Genomic DNA, 20,684 nt, shown 5'->3' with positions numbered 1-20,684 from the left:
TGATAATACGCTATTCGCCAAAGGCGTTTTTCAGCCATTGGATGTCGTTGCCGGTGAAGGCTACCACATCGAAACGGCAATCCACAGTATCAAAACTCCCATTCTGTCGGGAGAGCCACAGGCGAGCGGCCTTGAGAAGGCGTTGTTGCTTTTGCGGCGTGACGCTGGCGGCGGCATCGCCGTAGCTGGCGTTGCGCCGGTAGCGCACTTCGACGAACACGATAACCGCGCCGTCGCGCATAATAAGGTCGATCTCGCCGCCGCGCTCGCGGGCGTTGGCGGCGATAAAACGCAGTCCATGCCGTTCTAACCACCGACGCGCCTGGCTTTCCCAGGCGTCGCCGGTCTGTTTACTTAGTTGGCTGCGACGATTTGTCCCTGTTGGTACTTGAGCCATGATAACTTCCTGTTAATCACGCAGTCCGGCGTAGCCGTCAGATCGCCCGTATTGCCGTTCAGCTCGTAACCTGGGCTCTGGCGCATTTGCGCGAAATGATTCGCCAGCGACCAGGCGTCGGCGCCCATTGCGTACAGCCGCGCCAGCGAGTAGTCGTTACGCACCGCGGAGAGCGCCTGCTGCATCAGCGCCGGGTTACTGCCGGCCAGCATCGGGATTTCGCTATATTGCAGGCCTTCCATCTCCAGACGGAAATCCGGGCCGGAGGTGCCCTGGGCGCTACGGGAACTGGCGTACAGGGTGACGTTGCTCTGGCTGCCGTTGCGCATCGCGATCAGCGGCTTGATATAACCAATTTGTTCCGGGGTGGCGACGATATAGGCGGCATCGATGCTGCCGCCGCTGCTGACCGGAACGTCGCTTGGGCTGCCGAGCGAGCTATCTACAGATGAGGGCAGCGTCGATACCGGGCTGCCGGTCAGCGAGATGCCGCCGCCGTTGACGCCGGATTTCAGCTCCGCCGTCGATCCCAGACGTTGCTGCAGCACCGTACCGCCGCCCAGTTTCAGCCACTCGTCGGCGAAAGCGCTGACCACGCGGTCGCCAAGCGCGCCGCGCGGCACCAGTAGTAACGGCGTTTGCTTGCCCTGATCGTGAATATGACGCGCTGCGTCGCGGGCTTCATCTTCCGGGGAGAGCGCGAAGTAGCACAGGTTCGGACGGTTCTCGACTTTGCCCGGCTGGTTAAGGGCGAGCACGTTCAGCGAGGTGTTGCTTTTCATCACCTCTTCGACGTTTTCTTTCAACAGCGGGCCAACCACGATGGTGGCGCCGTCCTGCTGTACCTGCGCCAGAAGCTGGCTCATCGGCTGGCTGGTGGTATCGTAAATTTTCAGCTCAGCAGCAGGATTGGTGGTCGCTACCTCGGGCTGCGGCTGCACGGCTGGCGCGTTCACCGGTTGTGCTGCCGGTTGTGCTGCCGGCGTTGCGGCAACCGGGGCGGGTAGCGGAGCGGCTGCTGGTTTTGCGGCAGGCGCGGCCTGCGTTTCCGCTGGCGCCTGCACCGGATCGGCCTGGCTGCCGGTGGCGGCGAGATCGCCGACTTCCGCCTGCGAAGGGCTCACCACATCATTATTGCCGGCAACATTCGCCGCCTGGGCGACCTGCGCCGGCACTGCGCTGCCCTGGACCGCTGGGGCGCCATTCTTCGCCGCTTCAAAACCCTGCTGGATAGTGCGGCCGAAAATCGCCGCCTGGCCGTTCAGAGGCAGCAGCAGGGCGATTTTATTGGTCGAGGCCGGTTTATAGTTTTGCATATTCACCAGCGCAGTGGGCAGCATCTGCGCCCCCGGGTTCTGCGGATAACGGATTTGCCAGTCTTTGACGCCCGCTTTCAGCATTGCCGGATCGTTACGGTTGTCGAACCACATCCGCTGCAGATCCAACCAGCCCTGCAGCACGTTTTCGTCGGCATTAATCACCAGTGCGTTGGCCTGCTGCGGAGTCATCGCCGTCAGCGCTTTCCACGTGGCGTCGATATTTTGTTGTTTTTGCTTCGCCTGGCTTAGTAGGGGCTGCTGGGCAATCAGCGCGCGCAGCAGGGACAGAGAGGGCTGCCCCTGGCTGGCGTCAATTTGCGCCTGCCAGTAGCGCGGCTGCTGATTTTTTTCAAAACTGAGAGGATCGAGTTTGCTCAGCAATGCCTTCGCGCCCTGGTAATCGCCTTGCGCCAGTTTGACTTCCACCGCCAGCAGCGACTGTTCGCGGGCCTGCGTGCTGTTCAGGTTCGACGGCAGTTGGTTGTACAGGTCGATAGCCTGCTGCTTCTTACCTTCCTGCAGCAGTGCACGAATGGCGAGTAATTGCCAGTTGGTCTTGCTATCATTCGTGCTTTGCTGCATCTGCTGTAGGTAGAAACTGGAGTTGGCCTGCGACGTACCCTGCATAAACGCCGTGCTTTGATCCTGCGTGTGGGTGCCGCAGCCAGCAAAAAGAAGAGTCGCCAGCAATACGGGCAGACAGCGCGCGGGCTTAGAACGAAGAAATGTTGACGGTACCATATGTATCCAGTGATATTTTTTTGGCTCAATGCTCAATATTAAATCGGCAATACGGACGAGACAATGAAACAACACGAATCAGCGGATAATTCTCAGGGGCAACTGTATATTGTGCCCACTCCGATAGGGAATCTGTCTGATATCACGCAGCGCGCACTGGAAGTGTTGCAAGCTGTTGATTTAATTGCTGCTGAGGATACCCGTCATACCGGTTTGCTGCTGCAGCATTTTGCGATTAACGCCCGTTTATTTGCCCTTCACGACCATAACGAGCAGCAAAAGGCCGAAACACTTTTAGCGAAATTAAAAGAGGGGCAGAACATCGCGCTGGTGTCCGATGCCGGCACGCCGCTGATTAACGATCCCGGCTACCATCTGGTGCGCACCTGCCGTGAAGCCAATATCCGCGTCGTGCCGCTGCCGGGTCCTTGTGCAGCGATTGCCGCTCTGAGCGCCGCCGGTTTGCCGTCCGATCGTTTCTGCTATGAAGGTTTCCTGCCGGCGAAATCGAAAGGCCGCCGCGATACCCTGAAGGCGCTGGAAGAAGAACCGCGCACTCTCATCTTCTATGAGTCAACGCACCGCCTGGTGGAGAGCCTGGAAGATATCTGCGCGGTTCTGGGCGAATCCCGCTACGTGGTGTTGGCGCGCGAGCTGACCAAAACCTGGGAGTCTATCCACGGCGCGCCGATTAGCGAGTTGGTGGCATGGGTGAAGGAAGACGAAAATCGCCGCAAAGGCGAGATGGTGCTGATCGTCGAAGGTTTTAAGGCCCAGGAAGAGGCGCTGCCGGCAGCCGCGCTGCGGACTCTGGCGCTGCTGCAGGCGGAACTGCCGCTGAAGAAAGCCGCCGCGCTGGCCGCGGAAATCCACGGCGTGAAAAAGAATGCGCTGTATAAATACGCGCTGGAGCAGCAGGGATAATCACTGCGCCCGGGGGTAACCGGGCGCGGCTGGCTATTTTACCGGCGTCGCTTCGAAAACCAGCGTTTGTAAGGGTTGTAGCGTAACAATAGCCGCTTGCTGATAGTCAGCAGGGAATGTCGCGTTACTGCCGTAAACGCTTTTTAACGTAAAGCGAGACGTCTCTCCCTGCGGTATCTCGAAGGCTTTAGCGAGATCGAGATAAAATTGCTGTGGTTTATCTGATGGGTTACGCAGGCCTAATATCGCCTTATCTTTATTCCATGAGGCCCAGCCGTAAACTTCCAGTGCGGTAGGATCGCCGCCGACCCAATGGGTATCCACCAGCACGTCGGCATTTGCTCTCGACCATTTTGCCGCCTGCGCCAGGGTGTCCCACTTCACTTTGTTAAGTAGCGACGGCGTGATGTACAGCTCCTGTAATTGCGTACCTGTCGCGAAATAGCTCCAGACCTGATCGGCAAAATCGCTATCGGTTTGCGGTTTTTCCAGCCCGTAATAGGCATTTTCAGCACTGACAATACCATGATACATCAGTGAGTTAAGCGGGAAGAGCGGCCCTTTACGCACAATCGAACGATAAGTCTCGGCATCCCGATAGGTCATCCATTGCTGCACCGGCGTCCCCGGCCCGTAAAGATTGATATCGTCGCCCTGGCGCCATATCGCGTCGGCATAAAAAAGCCAGGAAGGACTGGCATTGGTCCCGGTAGTTAAATTAATAAATTGGTCGGGATTGGCGCTGCGCATGTTATGCAGTAAGGCAATCGATGCATCAAAATCGGAAGCAAACTGGCTACCCGGAATATGTGAATTCGCGTTGCCCATACCATCAAGCTTAAAAGAGGTAATATGTTCGTCTTTAATCAGCTTAATAATCTGTTGATTGAAGTTATTGAAATAGTGTCGCCCGGATAGGGCGAATTTGCCATCAACCGTTTCAAAACCATACTCTTTGGCGTGAGAGACGCGGATATCTCTGGGCTTATTATAACCACCCCATGGTGAAAGCCACAGCCCCACTGAACTTTGCATGCTGGCTGCTTTTTCCCGAACCTTACTGAACCCCTGGCTGAAAGCGGGGCCGAAGAGCCATCTGCCAGTACGATCGTCCCAACCATCATCCAGAAGAAAGGCATCTAATGTGACGCCGCGTCCGGTGATAAATTCCTTATTCCACTCATCCATCCGGCGTAGAACATCCTGCTCGCTATAGGTGGTGAAGAAGCCGATATCCATCCAGCTGTTATAGTGCAGATAGGGTTTATAGGGGCGGGGACGCACGGCATTAATAAAGAGGTTTACGCTGCGACGAAGCTGATTGGTTTCTGGAAAGGTGCCGAAGTAGGCCGTATAGCTGAGCGGTGTGGCAGGGTCGATAGCGGTTTTTAATTCTACATTCAGATTCGTGGTTGCCTCATAAGCCCAGGTATTTACGATAGGTTTATCGGGCAGTATAAAAAAGGAATCAGCAACGATCGGTGAACTATTAATAGCGCCATCGACATAGGGTGCCTGAGATTGTTTTTTAGTTGGGAAAAAGGTTATTTTCGCTACGTCTCTCGATTGGCCCACCGCCGCGATAGTGTAATCAATACTCGCGTAGTTTCCCTTTATCAAGTTCATCTTAACCGTGACATTAAAATCCGGGCGGGTGTAGTCGACGACAATAGAATCATTATGTTTCTCGACGTGCTTTATTTTAAAATCAGCGGTGTGGATGATGGTTTCATCAGGTAGTGTGAGAAAAAACAGTTCCTGCGGTGAAAGCTGATGGGCGGATTTTTCATCTTTTACCATCGTTGCTGAGTTCGCATCGTTAAATGAAAGCGCCATCGACGCGTTATTTAATGTGTATTCAGCGGCGGCGGCGCCTTGAGAAATCAGCAGGGCCAGTAACGAAACAGTGAGCGCTTTTTTCATAAGAGAGATCCTTGTTGTCGTTCTATCAGAGGTCAATAACGTTAGCCCTATCGGGCTAACGCGTTTTAATATCGTATGATGTTCAGGCTTCTGCGGCCTGTAATAGTCGGTTAGCGGAACCGCATACGTTAATTTTACTTTTCACGATTTCTTTCATCGCATCCATGCCAACACGCATGTAATAACGCGGATCGTTCCCTTGCGGGTTTTCAGCAAACCATGTTTTCACCGCGGCGGCGAACGCGATTTTGAGTTCTGTGGCGACATTGACCTTGCAAATTCCCAGTGTGATAGCGCGGCGGACATAGTCATCCGGTACATCGCTTGCGCCATGCAGCACCAGGGGGACATCAACCACTTCCCGAATTTCTGCCAGCCGTTGGAAATCGATTTTAGGCGTTTTTTGATATAGCCCATGAGCGGTACCGATCGCCACGGCGAGGCTGTCGATACCGGTCAATTCGACAAAGCGTTCCGCCTCTTGCGGGTCGGTGAGAAATGCGCTTTCCGCATCAACGTTAAGATCGTCTTCCATCCCGCCAAGCCGTCCCAGTTCTGCCTCAACGCTGCAATCCAGCGCGTGGCAATAATCGACGACCGATTTCACCAGCTTCACATTCTCTGCAAACGGAAAATGGCTGCCATCGATCATCGCGCTGCGGACCCCGGCATTAACCTTACGACGAATATCCGCCAGCGATTCATGATGGTCGAGATGTAGCGCAATTGGCATCGCGTAGGTGGCGGAGTAGGCATGGCAGAGCGCGTAAATTTCCTCCAGCGCGATATGCTTAAAGGTTCCCGGCGTGCCGGCAAGGATCACCGGCGATCGCATTTCACTGCATGTTTCAAGGATCGCCTGGATCGTCTCGGCGTTATGAATGTTAAATGCAGGAACCGCATAACCTTTACACTGGGCATCCTGCAGAAGATATTTGGTGGAAATAATGCTCATGGCGCGCTCCTTTTAAGCCTGCCAGGGATGAATAACAACACCTTGTACGACGCGATTAACGGTACCGCTGGCGGAAGGCGTATCCGGGGTGTTACCCACGGCGAGAGATTGGTTAAGCGCGAAGATCTGGGCATACATCAGGAAGCAGAAAGCCAGTTCGACATCGCTGAAACGGCGTGATGGCGGGATGATGATATGCGGGCCTGCCTCGATAACAGGATCGGTTCCTGCGGCGATGGCCACTATCCGCATGGCCTGGCGATCGCGACGCAACTCAGCGAGAAGATCCAGATCGTACTGGCGGGTATAAGGGTGGTTGGAGATAAACATCACCACCAATGTTTCGTTATTCACCAGTGATTTAGGGCCGTGACGGAAGCCGGTAGGCGAGTCATAAAACGCGGTTAGCTTACCTGCCGTGAGCTCAAGTACTTTCAGGGCGGATTCGCGCGCAGCGCCCTGTAGCCCGCCACTACCGAGGTAAACGATCCTTTTCCACGCTTCGTTGCCGAAAACCCCAGCGTTAACATCGAGCAGCGAGTTAAGAATCGTCTGGCAGCAGTCAGCGACATCGCTGAATGTATGGCTATTAATGAGGTTGGGTGCGAACACTGCAAGGCAGCTGGCCATCATGGTGGTAATACTGCTGGTCATCGCAAAGCCGCGATCGTGAGTTTCTGGCGGCATTAATAGCGGCAGAGCGTTGTCGCTATCCAGCGCGGTTTGATACAGGCTACCTGCTTCGTTGCAGGTAATGGGTAAGTGATAACACTCTGTAACAAACTGATTCGCCAATTTCACTGCGGCCACGCTCTCTGGGCTATTACCTGAACGGGCGAATGAGACCAGCAGCAGTGGATGAGCGGGATCCAGATAATCCATCGGATTGGTCACCAGATCGGTAGTTGGAACGGCGCTAAAATTTTTACCGCTATGACGGGATAACCATGGCGCAATGATGTCGCCAATAAATGCTGAAGTTCCAGCGCCGGTAAGGACGATACGGAGATCGTTTTTTCGTAGTAGCGGCGTGAGAAAGCCGTCAATCTCCGCTCGTAAACGATCGATATGCTTTAAAGATTGGATCCAGCTGCCTGGTTGCTGGCGGATCTCTTCTTCGGTCCAGGTACCAGTGGTTGATGGCGCAGGGGTGTATCTTTCTGACATAACGCAATCCTTATGGTGATGATTTCCGCTTTCGGTGTGGGCTAATGCAAGCCTTTCGTTTCGTTTCACTTTGACTTGCTTTTAATGTGTTAAAATTTACACGAAAGAAATCGAAAGCTCAATGATGTGATTAACAATAAAACGAAAATAGCGATGCTTTGGCGTTATTTTTTACGTAATAAATTGAAATTATATGGTTTTTATTTGGATGTGCCGTGAACTAAAAAGAAAGGAAAAGAAAGGTCTGCAGGTAAGCTGCAGACCAGAAGAGATAAGTGGACTTAAAGCGAAAACGCTTCGCCGCGGATCCAAATGTTTTCCACCCGCAGCTCGTTATCAACTGCAATCATGTCGGCCATTTTTCCCGGCTGTAACGATCCTAATTGCCGATCCAGCCCTAATAGACGCGCCGGGTGTAGAGAAGCCATATGTATAGCCCGTTCAGCCGTCATCCCGGGTAATGAACTGATGGTGCGCACGGCGGAATCCAGTGACAGGGTACTCCCCGCCAGGCTACCGCTGAGGGTACGAACGATCCCATCACGCATTTCTACCCTTTCGCCACATAAGGTGTAATTACCGTCAGGCATACCCGCCGCCTGCATAGCGTCGGTTATCAGCACGATACGATCTCCAGCGCAACGGCAACATAGCTGCATTGCCGCAGGATGTACGTGATGACCGTCGGCAATAAGTTCAAGCCAGACGCGGTTATCGGTTAATCCAGCGCCGACCATGCCAGGTTCGCGATGATGTAAACCGCTCATGCCGTTGTAACAATGCACCAGGCCATCTGCACCGGCATCGAAGGCGGAACAGGTTTGTTCCCAGGTTGCCGCACTATGCCCCAGCATCACCCGCACGCCTTGCCGTTTGAGATGACGGATCGCCTGCAGTGCCCCCTCTTTTTCCGGGGCAAGGGCGACGACGCGTAGCGTCTCGCGAGAAACCGCAATCAACCGATCGAATTCGGCAAGATCCAGTTCTCTGAACCATTGTGCCGGATGGGCGCCTTTATGCGGCGGCGTGAAGTAGGGGCCTTCAAGATAGCTGCCAAGAATTTGCGCTCCCGGACCGCCTGCGTGAACGCGTCGCGCAATACGTTCCAGCGCCGCATGGATTTCCGCTAAAGGCGCGGTGACGGTGGTCGGCAACCAGTTGGCGACCCCCTCACGCGCTTTATGTTTCGCAAGGAGGTCTAACGTATCCGGTGCGTCATCCATGACATCTACGCCTGCGCCGCCGTGGACATGAATATCGATATATGCGGGACACAGCAGCTCGGCGTCGCGAGTGAGAACACCCGCGGGGATCGGCTCCAGCGCCACGATAACGTCATTTTCAAACCGTAGCTGATGGTCATCAAGCCAGCCTTGCTCTGTGAGTAAGCGCCTGGCGCGCAGTATGCGGCTCATATACCTTCCTCAACAGCATGATCTTCCCGGCAGCGTCCCAGCTCATCGACCAGACATGTTAACCCGCGATGACCGCATTCCAGTGCCTGAAGACGAAAGGCTTCGCTGGTTAATCCTTCTCGTTCCAGCACCATCTCTAGCAGTAGCTGCAGGTTAGTGCCGGTAATGACTTCTCGTCCGCGTTTTTGCATCGCCAGCGTGGAGGCGACGCGAAATGGCGTGCCGCCAAGTAAATCAGTCAGAAAAACAATATCTTCTTCGCCATCCAGCTCGTTTACCGCCTGCTCCAGCTGTGCGGTCAGCAGGGCGGTCGTGGAGGATTCAGGAAAATCTATCGCAATGAATTGCGACTGTTCGCCAAGGATCTGTTTCATTGCCTTTTCCATGCCGCTGGCAAATCCGCCATGCCCGGTCAAAATGATTCCTAACATCGAAAACCTCTTAGCGTTACAGGAAGTGACAGAATTTACCTACAATGCCCAGCGCGACGGTGATGCCGATAAGGCGGAGCGGGCTCCAGCCGCGGCGCACCAGCCAGAACATCACCAGGGTATAAACCAGCGGTAAAAAGGCGGGCATCAGCTTATCGATGACATCCGTTTGCAGTTTAACCACGGCATCGCCGGCAGTGATTTCAAGCGTTGTGCTTAAACGAACATAAGTCGCTACCAGCGCGCCAATCACCGTCATCCCGACGATAGAGGCGGCATGGCCGACTTTTTTGGTATTGGCTTTAATGAGCGGAATCGCCGCTACCCCCATCCGGTAGGCATAGTGCGCCAGACCGAAGCGCAGGCCGAGATGGACCACATTGAACAGAACGATAAAAACAACCGCGCCGAGAATCGACCCTTGTAGCGCCAGGCTGGCGCCAATGCCGCCGCAAATCGGCAATAGCGTTAACCAGAACATAGCATCGCCGATACCGCCGAGCGGCGCGCCAACGGCGATTTTGGTGTTCTGGATACTGTTAACGTCCTGCTTCGAGCGCTCCATCGCCAGAATTATGCCGATGACAAAGGTCACGAGGAACGGATGGGTATTAAAGAAGCCCATATGTCCTTTCATTGCCCGTGCCAGATCGCGCGGATTAGTGTGGATTTTCTTTAATGCCGGCAATAGTCCGTACAGCCAGCCGGAAGCCTGCATACGTTCGTAGTTGAAGGACGCCTGTAATAGCATTGAACGCCAGGCCACCCGATTAATGTCTTTTCTTGTCAGGTCGGCCCCAATGCTTTGATCTTCATAAACGTTTTCATTAACGCCAGTGAGCAGCGTCGTTTCGCTTTCGGCCACGTTGGGCAGCGTGTGTTGATTAGATGCCATCTTCGAATTCCTCTTTAGGCGCAGCAGGTTGAGTCGGTTCGGGAGATTTGCGTAGCAGGTCGATAAGCGCCATGGCCAGCGCGGCGGCAGCAATGGCTAACACCGGGAGCTTGAGCCAGGCCGCCGCGACGAACCCGATGATGAAATAGGGGATATAGACGTTTTTCATCATGATTTTTAGCAGTACGGCAAAACCGATTGCCGGCATGATGCCGCCAGCGACGCCAAGGCCATCGATTAGGCGCTCAGGGAGCACATCTATTGCGGTTTTGGCGTGTTCTGCGCCGAAGTAGATAGGCAGAAAAGCACAGAGAAAATAAAAGGTACCTAATGCCAGCAACGCCAGGTAATTCACACGCTCAATACCGCGGGTATCGGCATTTGCCGCCATGCGATCGCAGCGCGACATAACCCCTGACATCACTGAGAAAAGGAACGTTATCCCCATCTGAACCGCGACGGCGAAGGGGACCGCAACGCCGACGGCGACGTCGGGTTTAACGCCGGTGGTAATAGCGAAGGTGGTGCCGACAATGGTCCCGATAATGACGTTCGGCGGTTGCGCGCCAGCCAGTGGCGCCAGACCCATCCACACCAGCTCCAGCGTGCCGCCGGTTAATATACCGGTATGAAGATCGCCGAGGATCAGGCCCACTAAGGGGCCAAGGACCACCGGACGATGCATATGGGTTAAACCGTTGAACATATCCAGACCGGCGATAAAGGCAAGGATACCCAATGCAATGGCTTGAAAAAGCGAAATTTCCATGGCGAGCCCCTTAGAGCAGTTTATAAAGATCCATTGCCGGTTCTGTCGGAACTCCTTGAATGAAGCACTCAACGCCGGCGGATTTCAGACCGTTAAAGGCGGCAATATCATTGCCGTCGACAGAGACGGTTTTGGCAATTTGTCGTTTCCCGTCGGCGTAGTGCATATTGCCGACGTTGATGCGCGATACCGGCACCCCGCCGGAAACCAGCGTCAGAAAATCGGCGGGCGATTTACATACCAGCAATATTTTTTGCCGATCGGCGGCGCGATGAATGTTGTCGATGACTTTTTGCAACGACCAGAAGCGCACGGCAATCCCCTCTGCCAGCACCATCTCCATCAGGTTCTGTTGTACGGGATCTTCAGCAACCTCGTCATTAGCAACCAGGACCAGATTCGCCCCCGCGAACCCGACCCACTGCACGCCAACCTGGCCGTGGATTAAACGTTCATCAATGCGACTTAACACAATATTTGGCATCGCCGTTTCCTCTTCGTTGTTATCCGTTATGAGATGTCATGCCCTGACAGGCGTCATGGTATTGCTGCAAGATGTCCTGGACGTGGCTAATGATGAGTTCATGCGGCGTAGCGCTGAGCGCCCCCTCGCGAACTTTTACGTACTGTAAAGGCAGATACTGGCTAATGAGCGGAAGCGGAATGGCTTCATCGGCCAGATTGCGCACCAGATGCGCTAAAGCGGTGTCTATCTGGCTGTCCGGCCAGTAGTAGCGAACGCGATCGGAATAGCTGTAGCCGCGTGCTAACCGCCGTGCGTGGCCATCGCCGTGGTAGTGGCTTTGCCAGTATTCCGGACGATCGAGCATGACGTTTTCCAGTACCATGCGTAATCCCGAACAGGATTTTGCCGGTACGATTTCTTCTTCAATCGCTGCTAAAGCGAAAAGCGCTTCACGCAGCGCGAAAGTCAACGCCGGGCCGACTTTCAAAATCGCGAAATGATCGACTACCAGTTGGCGTAGCGCATGCGGGGTCTGATAATCCGTGGAATGCGCTTCAAAGAGCAATGTGGCATAGTCTTCTACCATAGCGCTGAGGGATTTTGCTTTTTCAGATTCGTAATCAATGACTTGTGCATGATCGAATTCCACGCCAGGCTGTACCACGAGCGCGATAATTCGCGGCCAAATACCCTCAAGCCCCACACTGGTAAAGGCGACCCTGTGTGCATCGAGAGTGGCGCGAGCCGCATCCGGGGTGGTGACTTGTAGGGTGTTGAGGGTTTCGTGAGCGCCACCGGGCACGGGAACCTCAGTGCCGATAACGTAAACGAGATCCGATTTGCCTTTCAGGGCAATACAGGTTTCTTCCGCGATTTTCGCCAGCCTTGCGGCGCGTTCAGCGACAAGGTCATCGGTTAAGGGAATGGGATCGTCTTTGCATGACATACTGCAATCGAGGTGGATTTTTTTAAACCCGGCGGCGACATAGCTTTTAATCAGATCGTCGGCGTGGGCCATGGCTTGTGCGACCGGAAGATGTTGCCAGCGGTTTGGCCCCAGATGATCGCCGCCGAGGATGAGCCCGTCGCGGGGGAACCCCAGTGTATCGGTAAGATGATAGATAAAGCCGCAGAAATCAGCGGGGGTCATACCGGTATAACCGCCAAACTGATCAACCTGATTGGAGGTCGCTTCAACGAGCAGGGGCGTATGGTTTGCCTGGGCAAAACGAATGGCGGACTCCAGTACCAGTGGATGCGCGGAGCACACCGCGTAAATACCATTCGCTTCACCCTGTTTGTGTCGCACCACCAATTGTGTAAGATGTTTCACTTTCCTCTCCAGGTCAGAAATCAACGATTTAATCTTTCGTTTTGTTTCGCTTTATAGTGCTTCAGCGTGCTTTAAAAATAAAACGAAAGATAATAGTTTTCCGATCTGTTTCACAAAAGAAACATAATGAAAGCTTTCAGCACGGTGTGGTTCCTTTTTTGCCGTGCCAATAGCGCTTGCATTCTGCTAAAAGAAAGGCGTTAATAGTCAAAACGAAATGAAACGAAAGATACAGCCAAGGATATTGTTATGAACAGCAGCGAGTCATCTGCCGAAAAGCGCATTGCGGGAACAAGTGAAAGGCGTGAGCAGATCATCCAGCGGTTGCGACAGCAGGGAAGCGTCCAGGTTAATGACCTGGCGGAGGCGTATGGTGTATCGACGGTCACGATACGCAACGATCTGGCGTTTCTGGAAAAACAGGGCATTGCGGTGCGAGCATACGGCGGCGCGCTGATTTGCGATAGTCATACTCCAGGCGTTGAACCTTCAGTTGAAGATAAAAGCGCGCTTAATACGGCCATCAAACGCCAAATTGCCAGCGCCGCCGCTGAGCTGATAAAACCGGGACACCGAATTATTCTCGACTCAGGCACTACCACCTGTGAAATCGCGCGCCAGCTCCGACAGCATAGCGATGTTATCGCGATGACTAATGGAATGAATGTCGCCAACGCGTTGTTAGAAGCTGAAGGCGTAGAATTACTGATGACGGGGGGGCACCTGCGTCGCCAGTCGCAGTCATTCTATGGCGATCAGGCTGAGCAGTCCTTGCAGAACTACCACTTTGATATGCTTTTCCTCGGGGTGGATGCGATAGATCTGGAACGTGGGATCAGCACTCATAATGAGGATGAAGCCCGCCTGAACCGTAAAATGTGCGAAGTCGCGGAGTGTATCGTCGTTGTGACTGATTCCAGTAAATTCAATCGTTCCAGTTTACATAAAATCATCGATACGCAGCGCATTGATATCATTATTGTCGATGACGGGATTCCGCAAGAAAGTCTGGAGGGGTTACGTAAGGGCGGGATTGACGTTATTCTCGTCAAATCATAATTCGGTGTAAGTTGCCAGCCGGGGTATGCTCTATAACCCGACTGGCGATAGACGCTGACTTTTAGGGTCACGTCACCGGCGCCGGGTTAAACACCGCCAGCTGGTTATGCAGACCCCATTGATCGGAGAAGGTTTTCTTACGTCCGCTGGCGACGTCGAGAATGAACTCGAACAGTTTCTGCCCAACCTCCTCAATCGTCTCTTCGCCGGTCGCGATAGTACCGGCATTGATATCCATTAAGTCGTACCAGCGGTTGGCAAGCTCGGTACGGGTCGCCATTTTAATCACCGGTACCGCCATTAGGCCGTAAGGGGTGCCGCGTCCGGTGGTGAATACCTGCACGGTAATGCCGGAAGCCACCTGTTGAGTGCCGCAGACAAAATCGCTGGCCGGCGTCGCCGCATAGATAAGCCCGCGTTTCGTCGGGCGCTGACCCGGCGAAAGGACTTCGACGATGGCGCTTTTACCTGATTTGGCAATTGAACCCAGCGCTTTTTCCACTACGTTGGCCAGACCGCCTTTCTTATTACCCGGTGACGGGTTGGCGCTGCGGTCGGTTTTCCCCAGCTCCAGATAGTTATCGTACCAGGCCATCTCTTCCAGCAGGCGCTTGCCAACTTCTTCGTTGATGGCGCGCGGGGTTAACAGATGGATAGCATCGCGCACTTCGGTCACTTCCGAGAACATCACTGTCGCGCCGCAGCGTACCAGCAGATCTGAGGCATAGCCCACCGCCGGGTTGGCGGTCACGCCGGAGAAGGCGTCGCTGCCGCCGCACTGCATACCGACCACTAAGTCCGAAGCCGGGCAGGTCTCACGCTGACGAGCATTGAGTTTGGCCAGGTGGCGCTCGGCAACCTGCAGAATATCATCGACCATCGATTTAAAGCCGACATGCTGTTCGTCCTGCAAACGCACTACGCTTGCGCTATCGACGGCGATCGGCTGCACGTCTTCGGTTCCCTGCAGCAGACGTTCCGGCTGTAGCTTTTCACAGCCCAGACCAATCACCATCACCTCACCGCCAAAGTTGGGGTTCAGCGCGATATTGTGGATGGTGCGAATCGGTACGATCGCCGCCGGGGCGTTAATCGCCACGCCGCAGCCGTACAGATGGTTTAGACCGACCACTCCGTCGACGTTGGGGTATTTCGGCAGCAGGTCGCGTTCGATGATCTTGACCACATAATCCACTACACCGGCGACGCAGTGCACGCTGGTGCTGATCCCCAGCAAATTCTTAGTTCCCACGCTGCCATCGGCATTGCGATAGCCTTCAAAAGTGTATCCTTCCAGCGGCGGCAGCGGTTCCGGGACTTTGGTCGCCAGCGGTAAGGTGTTCAGCGGCGGCGCGGTCGGCAGCTCAACCAACGACTCATCAATCCAGCTTCCCTTTGGTATATCGCGAACGGCGAAGCCAATCACTTCGCCGTAGCGGATGATTTCACCATGGGCAGGAATATCGACAAGGGCGACTTTATGACCTTGCGGGATATGTTCAATGAGGGTCAGGCCATCCGGAAAACGCGTTCCGGCGGGTAAACCGCGATCGTTAACAATAATCGCCACATTATCGGTAGGGTGCACTTTTATATAAAACGCCGTCGGCGACTGTTGTCGAATCTCAATCTCAGCCATTGTCCAGTGTTCTCCAGAACGGTGCTAATAATAAAAATAAAACGTTAATTCAGCTTGTGCCTATCAGAATGATGAAATACAGAATGTCAGGAGTTATAGCAGCAAAATGTGATCTTGGTCACTGCTTGCGGTGACGGTTGCCAGCATTGAACGGCAATCCTAAGAACTGTGGATTAGCGCCCATAACCTATGGCATTTGCATAACTAAAATGATTATTAAAGCGCTTATATTGTGATTATGCATAGTGCCTGGTCACGGTGGGATGATTATACTGAGTCATGTTTTGCGGTGTTCAATATGAGAATAAATAGTCCGCTTAAAAAATAATAAAAGTATTCTTTTTCAGAAAAATATCTAAATGTTCAAGGGTAAAAGAAAATAGGCATCGGTTCGCTATTTAATTCTGCAAATTATATTTGTGGTTGGCGAGAGTAAACGTATAGAACAGCAGAAGTAAGCAACGATTAACCCAAGGTAAAATCATGGATAACGCAATTTTCCCGAACAAATTTAAGGCCACGCTGGCGGCCCACCAGGTACAAATCGGCTGCTGGTGCGCTCTGGCGAATCCGATTAGCACCGAGGTATTAGGGCTTGCTGGTTTCGACTGGCTGGTGCTTGACGCGGAGCATGCGCCGAATGATGTGACCACACTTATCCCGCAACTGATGGCGTTGAAGGGCAGCCACAGCGCGCCGGTGGTCCGCGTGCCGACCAATGAACCGATTATCATCAAGCGCATGCTGGACATCGGTTTCTACAACTTCCTCGTGCCGTTTGTCGAAACCGCTGAACAGGCGGCGCAGGCGGTAGCATCGACCCGCTATCCGCCGGAAGGCATCCGCGGGGTCTCCGTTTCTCATCGCGGCAATATGTTCGGCACCGTAGCGGACTACTTCACTGAGTCTAATAACAACATCGCCATTTTGGTGCAAATTGAGAGCCAGACCGGGGTGGACAACGTCGATGCGATCGCCGCGACCGAGGGCGTTGATGGCCTTTTCGTGGGGCCGAGCGACCTGGCCGCAGCATTAGGCCATCTGGGCAATGCCGCACATCCTGACGTCCAGCGCGCCATCCAGCATATCTTCGCCAGCGCGAAGAAACACGGTAAGCCGAGCGGCATTCTTGCACCGGTGGAAGCCGATGCGCGCCGCTATCTGGAGTGGGGCGCGACCTTCGTCGCCGTCGGTAGCGATTTAGGCGTCTTCCGTTCAGCAACCCAGAAACTTGCTGATTCTTTTAAAAAATAATCACCAGGATGAAGAGAGAGAACATTATGACAATCAAAGTGGGTTTTATTGGTCTTGGCATCATGGGCAAGCCGATGAGCAAAAATTTGCTGAAGGCGGGTTATTCGCTGGTGGTATCCGACCGTAACCCTGAAGCCATTGCTGACGTGATTGCCGCGGGCGCAGAGACTGCGAGCTCGGCTAAGGCCATTGCTGAGCAGTGCGATGTAATTATCACCATGCTGCCAAACTCTCCGCACGTGAAAGACGTTGCGTTGGGTGAAAACGGCATTATCGAAGGCGCGAAACCGGGCACCGTGGTGATTGATATGAGCTCCATTGCGCCGCTGGCAAGTCGCGAAATCAGCGAAGCGCTGAAGGCCAAAGGCATCGATATGCTGGATGCGCCGGTGAGCGGCGGCGAACCCAAAGCGATCGACGGCACCCTGTCGGTGATGGTTGGCGGCGACAAGGCGATTTTCGATAAATACTACGACCTGATGAAAGCGATGGCGGGATCCGTGGTGCATACCGGCGAGATTGGCGCAGGCAACGTCACCAAGTTGGCCAACCAGGTAATTGTGGCGCTGAACATCGCGGCAATGTCGGAGGCGTTAACTCTGGCCACCAAAGCCGGCGTTAACCCGGAGCTGGTTTATCAGGCGATCCGCGGCGGCCTGGCAGGTAGCACCGTGCTCGATGCTAAAGCGCCGATGGTGATGGATCGCAACTTCAAGCCGGGCTTCCGTATCGATCTGCATATTAAAGATCTGGCCAATGCGCTGGATACGTCTCACGGCGTCGGCGCCCAGCTACCGCTGACGGCGGCGGTGATGGAGATGATGCAGGCGCTGCGCGCGGATGGCCTGGGCACCGCTGACCATAGCGCTCTGGCGTGTTACTACGAAAAACTGGCGAAAGTGGAAGTGACTCGCTAACAAGAAGGGCGTGTTCCCGCGCCCTGTCATTCTTGCCTTGCGCGGCACAGTCAGGCGACATAACTATGAAAATCGTAATTGCCCCAGACTCTTATAAAGAAAGCCTTTCTGCCAGCGAGGTAGCTCAGGCGATAGAAAAAGGATTTCGGGAAATTTTCCCCGATGCGCAATATGTTTCTGTTCCGCTTGCCGATGGCGGCGAGGGAACGGTTGAAGCCATGATTGCCGCCACGCAGGGTACGGCGCATACGGCGCTGGTCACCGGGCCGCTGGGGGAAAAAGTGAATGCCCGCTGGGGCATGTCCGGGGACGGCAAAACCGCCTTTATTGAGATGGCTGCGGCCAGCGGGCTGGCACTGGTGCCGCCTGAAAAACGTAATCCTCTGATCACCACTTCACGCGGAACCGGCGAGCTAATTTTACAGGCGCTGGAGCACGGCGCGACCAGCATTATTATCGGTATTGGCGGCAGCGCGACCAACGACGGCGGCGCCGGAATGATGCAGGCGCTGGGCGCAAAGCTCTGTGATGCCAACGGCAGCGACATCGGTAATGGCGGTGGTTCCCTTAACTGCCTGAATTCAATTGATGTTTCGTCCATGGACCCACGTCTTAAACACTGTGCTATTCGCGTGGCTTGCGACGTGACAAATCCGTTGATTGGCGAACAGGGGGCATCGCGCATTTTTGGCCCGCAAAAAGGGGCGACCGAAGCGCTCATTGACGAGCTTGATAATAATCTTGCCCACTACGCCTCGGTTATCAAAAAATCGCTGCGCGTGGAGGTGAAAGATGTTCCCGGCGCCGGAGCGGCGGGGGGAATGGGGGCCGCGCTAATGGCTTTTCTGGGGGCTGAACTGCGCAGCGGGATTGAGATTGTGACGACGGCGCTTAACCTGGAAGAACATATTCACGACTGCACGCTGGTGGTAACCGGCGAAGGGCGACTCGATAGCCAGAGCATCAACGGCAAAGTACCGGTAGGCGTAGCCAATGTGGCGAAGAAATACCATAAACCGGTGATTGCTATTGCCGGCAGCCTCACCCGCGATGTCGGCGTGGTACATCAATATGGCATCGATGCGGTGTTCAGCGTACTGACCAGCATCGGCTCGCTGGAAGAGGCATTCCGCGGCGCATTCGACAATATTTATCGCGCTTCGCGAAATATTGCCGCGACGCTGGCGATCGGAATGCGTTGTGTGGGGTGACAAAGGCGCGCGAACCCTCTATACTTCGCGCCGAAGCTGACCAGACAGTCGCCGCTTCGTCGTCGTCCTCTTAGGGGGAGACGGGCGGAGGGGAGGAAAGTCCGGGCTCCATAGGGCAAGGTGCCAGGTAACGCCTGGGGGGTGTCACAGCCCACGACCAGTGCAACAGAGAGCAAACCGCCGATGGCCCGCGCAAGCGGGATCAGGTAAGGGTGAAAGGGTGCGGTAAGAGCGCACCGCGCGGCTGGTAACAGTCCGCGGCACGGTAAACTCCACCCGGAGCAAGGCCAAATAGGGGTTCATAAGGTACGGCCCGTACTGAACCCGGGTAGGCTGCTTGAGCCAGTGAGCGATTGCTGGCCTAGATGAATGACTGTCCACGACAGAACCCGGCTTATCGGTCAGCTTCACTCCTTAGAAAACCCCGCCTCGGCGGGGTTTTTGCTATCTGGAGGTTGGAACAAAGATGAATGACTGCCCACGACGCTATACCAGAAAGAAAGCGGCTTATCGGTCAGTTTCACCTCTTTAATGTAAAAACCCCGCTCCGGCGGGGTTTTTGCTATCTGGAGGTTGGAACAAAGATGAATGACTGTCCACGACGCTATACCAGAAAGAAAACGGCTTATCGGTCAGTTTCACCTATTAAATGTAAAAACCCCGCTCCGGCGGGGTTTTTACTATCTGGAACTCAATCTCATTCTTTTTTTGTTTTTCTATTTCAGCCCATTGCAAGTCTGTATTGCCGGATATCCACTTTTAAACAGCTTTCTGGCTGCATTGCAGGCCGCGCTCGTTGATACTGTCACGCTTTGAAAATGTATCTTCTATCCATTAATCTCAATCCCTCATTTGCAGCGGTCATCATTCAGCTTAATGGATAGCAGGTTTTACGTGTTATCCAGACAGGGGCGGTGGACGTGAAAAATGTAGTGTTATTCCCTCAACTCAAAACGGCAATAGCATGGCTGGTTGGTCATGGCGAGACGATTATGCAGTTTGCCTGGAATATCGTGGCGGCGCTGATTATTCTTTTTATCGGGAGAATGCTTGCAAAAGTCCTCGCCAAAACCTTCGAGAAAATTCTGCTGCGACGCAACGTAGATGCGACAATCGTCCACTTCTTCGCCGCGCTGGTGCGCTATATCACCATGGCTTTTGCGATTATCGCCGCGTTAGGCCGGGTAGGGATTGAAACTTCTTCCATCATCGCGGTTATTGGTGCGGCGGGTCTGGCCATTGGCCTGGCGCTGCAGGGCTCGCTGTCAAATTTTGCCGCTGGCGTACTGCTGGTGACTCTGCGTCCATTCAGGGCGGGTAATTTCGTGCAGGTTGGTTCGGTATCAGGGATGGTGCAATCGGTACATGTTTTTTCTACGACGCTGCTTACTGTAGATAATAAAGAAGTCATTATCCCGAACGGTAAAATTATTGCCGATAGCATCGTTAACTACTCCCGCCATCCCTATCGCCGCATCGATCTTACGCTCGGCGTAGCGTGTCATAGCCAAATATCGCACGTTAAACAGGTTATCCAGACGCTCATCGATAATGAAAAGCGCATCGATCATTCTCGCGGTACCACCGTTCGCCTGATTGAGCTGGCGCCCGGTTCGCTTAACTTTACCATTCGCGTATGGGTGAAAAATGCTGAGTATTGGGACACCTATTTCGATTTTCTGGAAAATATCAAAAATGCGCTCGATGAAAATAATATCTTGCTGGCCGCACCGCGCATGGATATTAATTTAACATCAGCGGATTTAGCACGTATTCAATAAGTAAGAAGAATTTTATATTTTATATAATTCATTTGGTGAATATATTATCTGGATATTTACACTGGTGAACATGCTTTTTTACACATCG

18 protein-coding genes and 1 other RNA gene are annotated in these 20,684 nt (G+C 53.9%); 7 read left to right on the top strand and 12 right to left on the bottom strand.

Annotation, left to right across the window (positions count from 1 at the left end; translation table 11 throughout):
• Positions 1–10: 10 nt before the first annotated feature.
• Entirely contained in the window at positions 11–397 is a 387-nt protein-coding gene (locus AC2CGP_RS13790; RefSeq protein WP_015703589.1) for a YraN family protein, read from the bottom strand.
• Positions 355–2,457: a penicillin-binding protein activator gene (locus AC2CGP_RS13785; protein ID WP_126027634.1), complete on the bottom strand. Its 2,103-nt coding sequence runs from the start codon at positions 2,455–2,457 to the stop codon at positions 355–357. The genes AC2CGP_RS13790 and AC2CGP_RS13785 overlap by 43 nt, the downstream gene beginning before the upstream one ends.
• 63 nt (positions 2,458–2,520) lie before the next feature.
• Here AC2CGP_RS13785 and rsmI point away from each other — a divergent pair, with 63 nt between their 5' ends.
• Positions 2,521–3,381, top strand: a complete 861-nt coding sequence (rsmI, locus tag AC2CGP_RS13780) for a 16S rRNA (cytidine(1402)-2'-O)-methyltransferase (RefSeq protein ID WP_042897916.1) — start codon at positions 2,521–2,523, stop codon at positions 3,379–3,381.
• Between the two features lie 33 nt (positions 3,382–3,414).
• Here the strand turns inward: rsmI and AC2CGP_RS13775 are convergent, their stop codons facing one another.
• The 9 genes from AC2CGP_RS13775 to kbaZ all read right to left on the bottom strand — a co-directional run bounded on the left by AC2CGP_RS13775 (position 3,415) and on the right by kbaZ (position 12,735).
• Positions 3,415–5,304, bottom strand: coding sequence for an alpha-galactosidase (locus AC2CGP_RS13775; protein WP_047053672.1), 1,890 nt, complete (start codon positions 5,302–5,304; stop codon positions 3,415–3,417).
• Between the two features lie 82 nt (positions 5,305–5,386).
• Positions 5,387–6,259 carry a tagatose-bisphosphate aldolase subunit KbaY gene (kbaY, locus tag AC2CGP_RS13770; RefSeq protein WP_042897913.1) on the bottom strand — a complete coding sequence of 291 codons (873 nt, stop codon included), beginning with the start codon at positions 6,257–6,259 and terminating at the stop codon, positions 5,387–5,389.
• Positions 6,260–6,271: 12 nt separating this feature from the next.
• On the bottom strand, positions 6,272–7,426 hold the full coding sequence (locus AC2CGP_RS13765; protein WP_015369550.1) for an SIS domain-containing protein: 1,155 nt from the start codon (positions 7,424–7,426) through the stop codon (positions 6,272–6,274).
• Positions 7,427–7,707: 281 nt separating this feature from the next.
• Complete coding sequence (gene nagA, locus AC2CGP_RS13760; RefSeq protein WP_046883740.1) at positions 7,708–8,841, bottom strand: N-acetylglucosamine-6-phosphate deacetylase; 1,134 nt, start codon at positions 8,839–8,841, stop codon at positions 7,708–7,710.
• Positions 8,838–9,272 carry a PTS galactosamine/N-acetylgalactosamine transporter subunit IIA gene (gene agaF, locus AC2CGP_RS13755; RefSeq protein ID WP_015369552.1) on the bottom strand — a complete coding sequence of 145 codons (435 nt, stop codon included), beginning with the start codon at positions 9,270–9,272 and terminating at the stop codon, positions 8,838–8,840. Before agaF ends, nagA begins: the two co-directional genes overlap by 4 nt.
• A 16-nt stretch (positions 9,273–9,288) precedes the next feature.
• Positions 9,289–10,167, bottom strand: a complete 879-nt coding sequence (gene agaE, locus AC2CGP_RS13750; protein ID WP_015369553.1) for a PTS N-acetylgalactosamine transporter subunit IID — start codon at positions 10,165–10,167, stop codon at positions 9,289–9,291.
• A complete protein-coding gene (gene agaW / locus AC2CGP_RS13745) occupies positions 10,157–10,936 on the bottom strand; it encodes a PTS N-acetylgalactosamine transporter subunit IIC (RefSeq protein ID WP_015369554.1) in 780 nt (259 codons plus the stop codon). Before agaW ends, agaE begins: the two co-directional genes overlap by 11 nt.
• Positions 10,937–10,946: 10 nt before the next feature.
• Positions 10,947–11,420, bottom strand: coding sequence for a PTS N-acetylgalactosamine transporter subunit IIB (gene agaV, locus AC2CGP_RS13740; RefSeq protein ID WP_015369555.1), 474 nt, complete (start codon positions 11,418–11,420; stop codon positions 10,947–10,949).
• A 19-nt stretch (positions 11,421–11,439) separates the two neighbouring features.
• Entirely contained in the window at positions 11,440–12,735 is a 1,296-nt protein-coding gene (kbaZ, locus tag AC2CGP_RS13735) for a tagatose-bisphosphate aldolase subunit KbaZ (RefSeq protein WP_042897907.1), read from the bottom strand.
• Positions 12,736–12,984: 249 nt separating this feature from the next.
• Here kbaZ and AC2CGP_RS13730 point away from each other — a divergent pair, with 249 nt between their 5' ends.
• Complete coding sequence (locus AC2CGP_RS13730; RefSeq protein ID WP_015703580.1) at positions 12,985–13,794, top strand: DeoR family transcriptional regulator; 810 nt, start codon at positions 12,985–12,987, stop codon at positions 13,792–13,794.
• Positions 13,795–13,861: 67 nt separating this feature from the next.
• Here the strand turns inward: AC2CGP_RS13730 and garD are convergent, their stop codons facing one another.
• Complete coding sequence (gene garD, locus AC2CGP_RS13725; protein WP_032712574.1) at positions 13,862–15,433, bottom strand: galactarate dehydratase; 1,572 nt, start codon at positions 15,431–15,433, stop codon at positions 13,862–13,864.
• Between the two features lie 483 nt (positions 15,434–15,916).
• Between garD and garL the strand changes: the two genes are divergently transcribed.
• The 5 genes from garL (at position 15,917) to AC2CGP_RS13700 (ending at position 20,596) form a co-directional block, all read left to right on the top strand.
• Positions 15,917–16,687 carry a 2-dehydro-3-deoxyglucarate aldolase gene (gene garL / locus AC2CGP_RS13720; RefSeq protein ID WP_154105387.1) on the top strand — a complete coding sequence of 257 codons (771 nt, stop codon included), beginning with the start codon at positions 15,917–15,919 and terminating at the stop codon, positions 16,685–16,687.
• 26 nt (positions 16,688–16,713) lie between these two features.
• Positions 16,714–17,604 carry a 2-hydroxy-3-oxopropionate reductase gene (gene garR, locus AC2CGP_RS13715; RefSeq protein ID WP_154105388.1) on the top strand — a complete coding sequence of 297 codons (891 nt, stop codon included), beginning with the start codon at positions 16,714–16,716 and terminating at the stop codon, positions 17,602–17,604.
• Between the two features lie 65 nt (positions 17,605–17,669).
• Positions 17,670–18,815 carry a glycerate 2-kinase gene (gene garK / locus AC2CGP_RS13710; RefSeq protein ID WP_015369561.1) on the top strand — a complete coding sequence of 382 codons (1,146 nt, stop codon included), beginning with the start codon at positions 17,670–17,672 and terminating at the stop codon, positions 18,813–18,815.
• A 32-nt stretch (positions 18,816–18,847) separates the two neighbouring features.
• Positions 18,848–19,228, top strand: an RNA gene (rnpB, locus tag AC2CGP_RS13705) — RNase P RNA component class A.
• Between the two features lie 507 nt (positions 19,229–19,735).
• Complete coding sequence (locus AC2CGP_RS13700) at positions 19,736–20,596, top strand: mechanosensitive ion channel domain-containing protein (RefSeq protein WP_015369562.1); 861 nt, start codon at positions 19,736–19,738, stop codon at positions 20,594–20,596.
• Positions 20,597–20,684 lie beyond the last annotated feature (88 nt).

This window comes from Klebsiella sp. SYXHC3 (assembly GCF_057196925.1).
Note: the sequence above shows the minus strand (reverse complement) of the source record. Positions and strands in the feature narration are given on the sequence as shown.

Excerpts from the sequence above, each read along its gene's own strand:
- garR (WP_154105388.1), top strand. The coding sequence starts at position 16,714 with ATGACAATCAAAGTGGGTTTTATTGGTCTTGGCATCATGGGCAAGCCG.
- agaV (WP_015369555.1), bottom strand. The coding sequence starts at position 11,420 with ATGCCAAATATTGTGTTAAGTCGCATTGATGAACGTTTAATCCACGGC.
- kbaY (WP_042897913.1), bottom strand. The coding sequence starts at position 6,259 with ATGAGCATTATTTCCACCAAATATCTTCTGCAGGATGCCCAGTGTAAA.
- agaW (WP_015369554.1), bottom strand. The coding sequence starts at position 10,936 with ATGGAAATTTCGCTTTTTCAAGCCATTGCATTGGGTATCCTTGCCTTT.
- nagA (WP_046883740.1), bottom strand. The coding sequence starts at position 8,841 with ATGAGCCGCATACTGCGCGCCAGGCGCTTACTCACAGAGCAAGGCTGG.
- rsmI (WP_042897916.1), top strand. The coding sequence starts at position 2,521 with ATGAAACAACACGAATCAGCGGATAATTCTCAGGGGCAACTGTATATT.
- garL (WP_154105387.1), top strand. The coding sequence starts at position 15,917 with ATGGATAACGCAATTTTCCCGAACAAATTTAAGGCCACGCTGGCGGCC.
- AC2CGP_RS13785 (WP_126027634.1), bottom strand. The coding sequence starts at position 2,457 with ATGGTACCGTCAACATTTCTTCGTTCTAAGCCCGCGCGCTGTCTGCCC.
- garD (WP_032712574.1), bottom strand. The coding sequence starts at position 15,433 with ATGGCTGAGATTGAGATTCGACAACAGTCGCCGACGGCGTTTTATATA.
- AC2CGP_RS13790 (WP_015703589.1), bottom strand. The coding sequence starts at position 397 with ATGGCTCAAGTACCAACAGGGACAAATCGTCGCAGCCAACTAAGTAAA.
- agaF (WP_015369552.1), bottom strand. The coding sequence starts at position 9,272 with ATGTTAGGAATCATTTTGACCGGGCATGGCGGATTTGCCAGCGGCATG.
- AC2CGP_RS13765 (WP_015369550.1), bottom strand. The coding sequence starts at position 7,426 with ATGTCAGAAAGATACACCCCTGCGCCATCAACCACTGGTACCTGGACC.
- agaE (WP_015369553.1), bottom strand. The coding sequence starts at position 10,167 with ATGGCATCTAATCAACACACGCTGCCCAACGTGGCCGAAAGCGAAACG.
- AC2CGP_RS13730 (WP_015703580.1), top strand. The coding sequence starts at position 12,985 with ATGAACAGCAGCGAGTCATCTGCCGAAAAGCGCATTGCGGGAACAAGT.
- AC2CGP_RS13775 (WP_047053672.1), bottom strand. The coding sequence starts at position 5,304 with ATGAAAAAAGCGCTCACTGTTTCGTTACTGGCCCTGCTGATTTCTCAA.
- garK (WP_015369561.1), top strand. The coding sequence starts at position 17,670 with ATGAAAATCGTAATTGCCCCAGACTCTTATAAAGAAAGCCTTTCTGCC.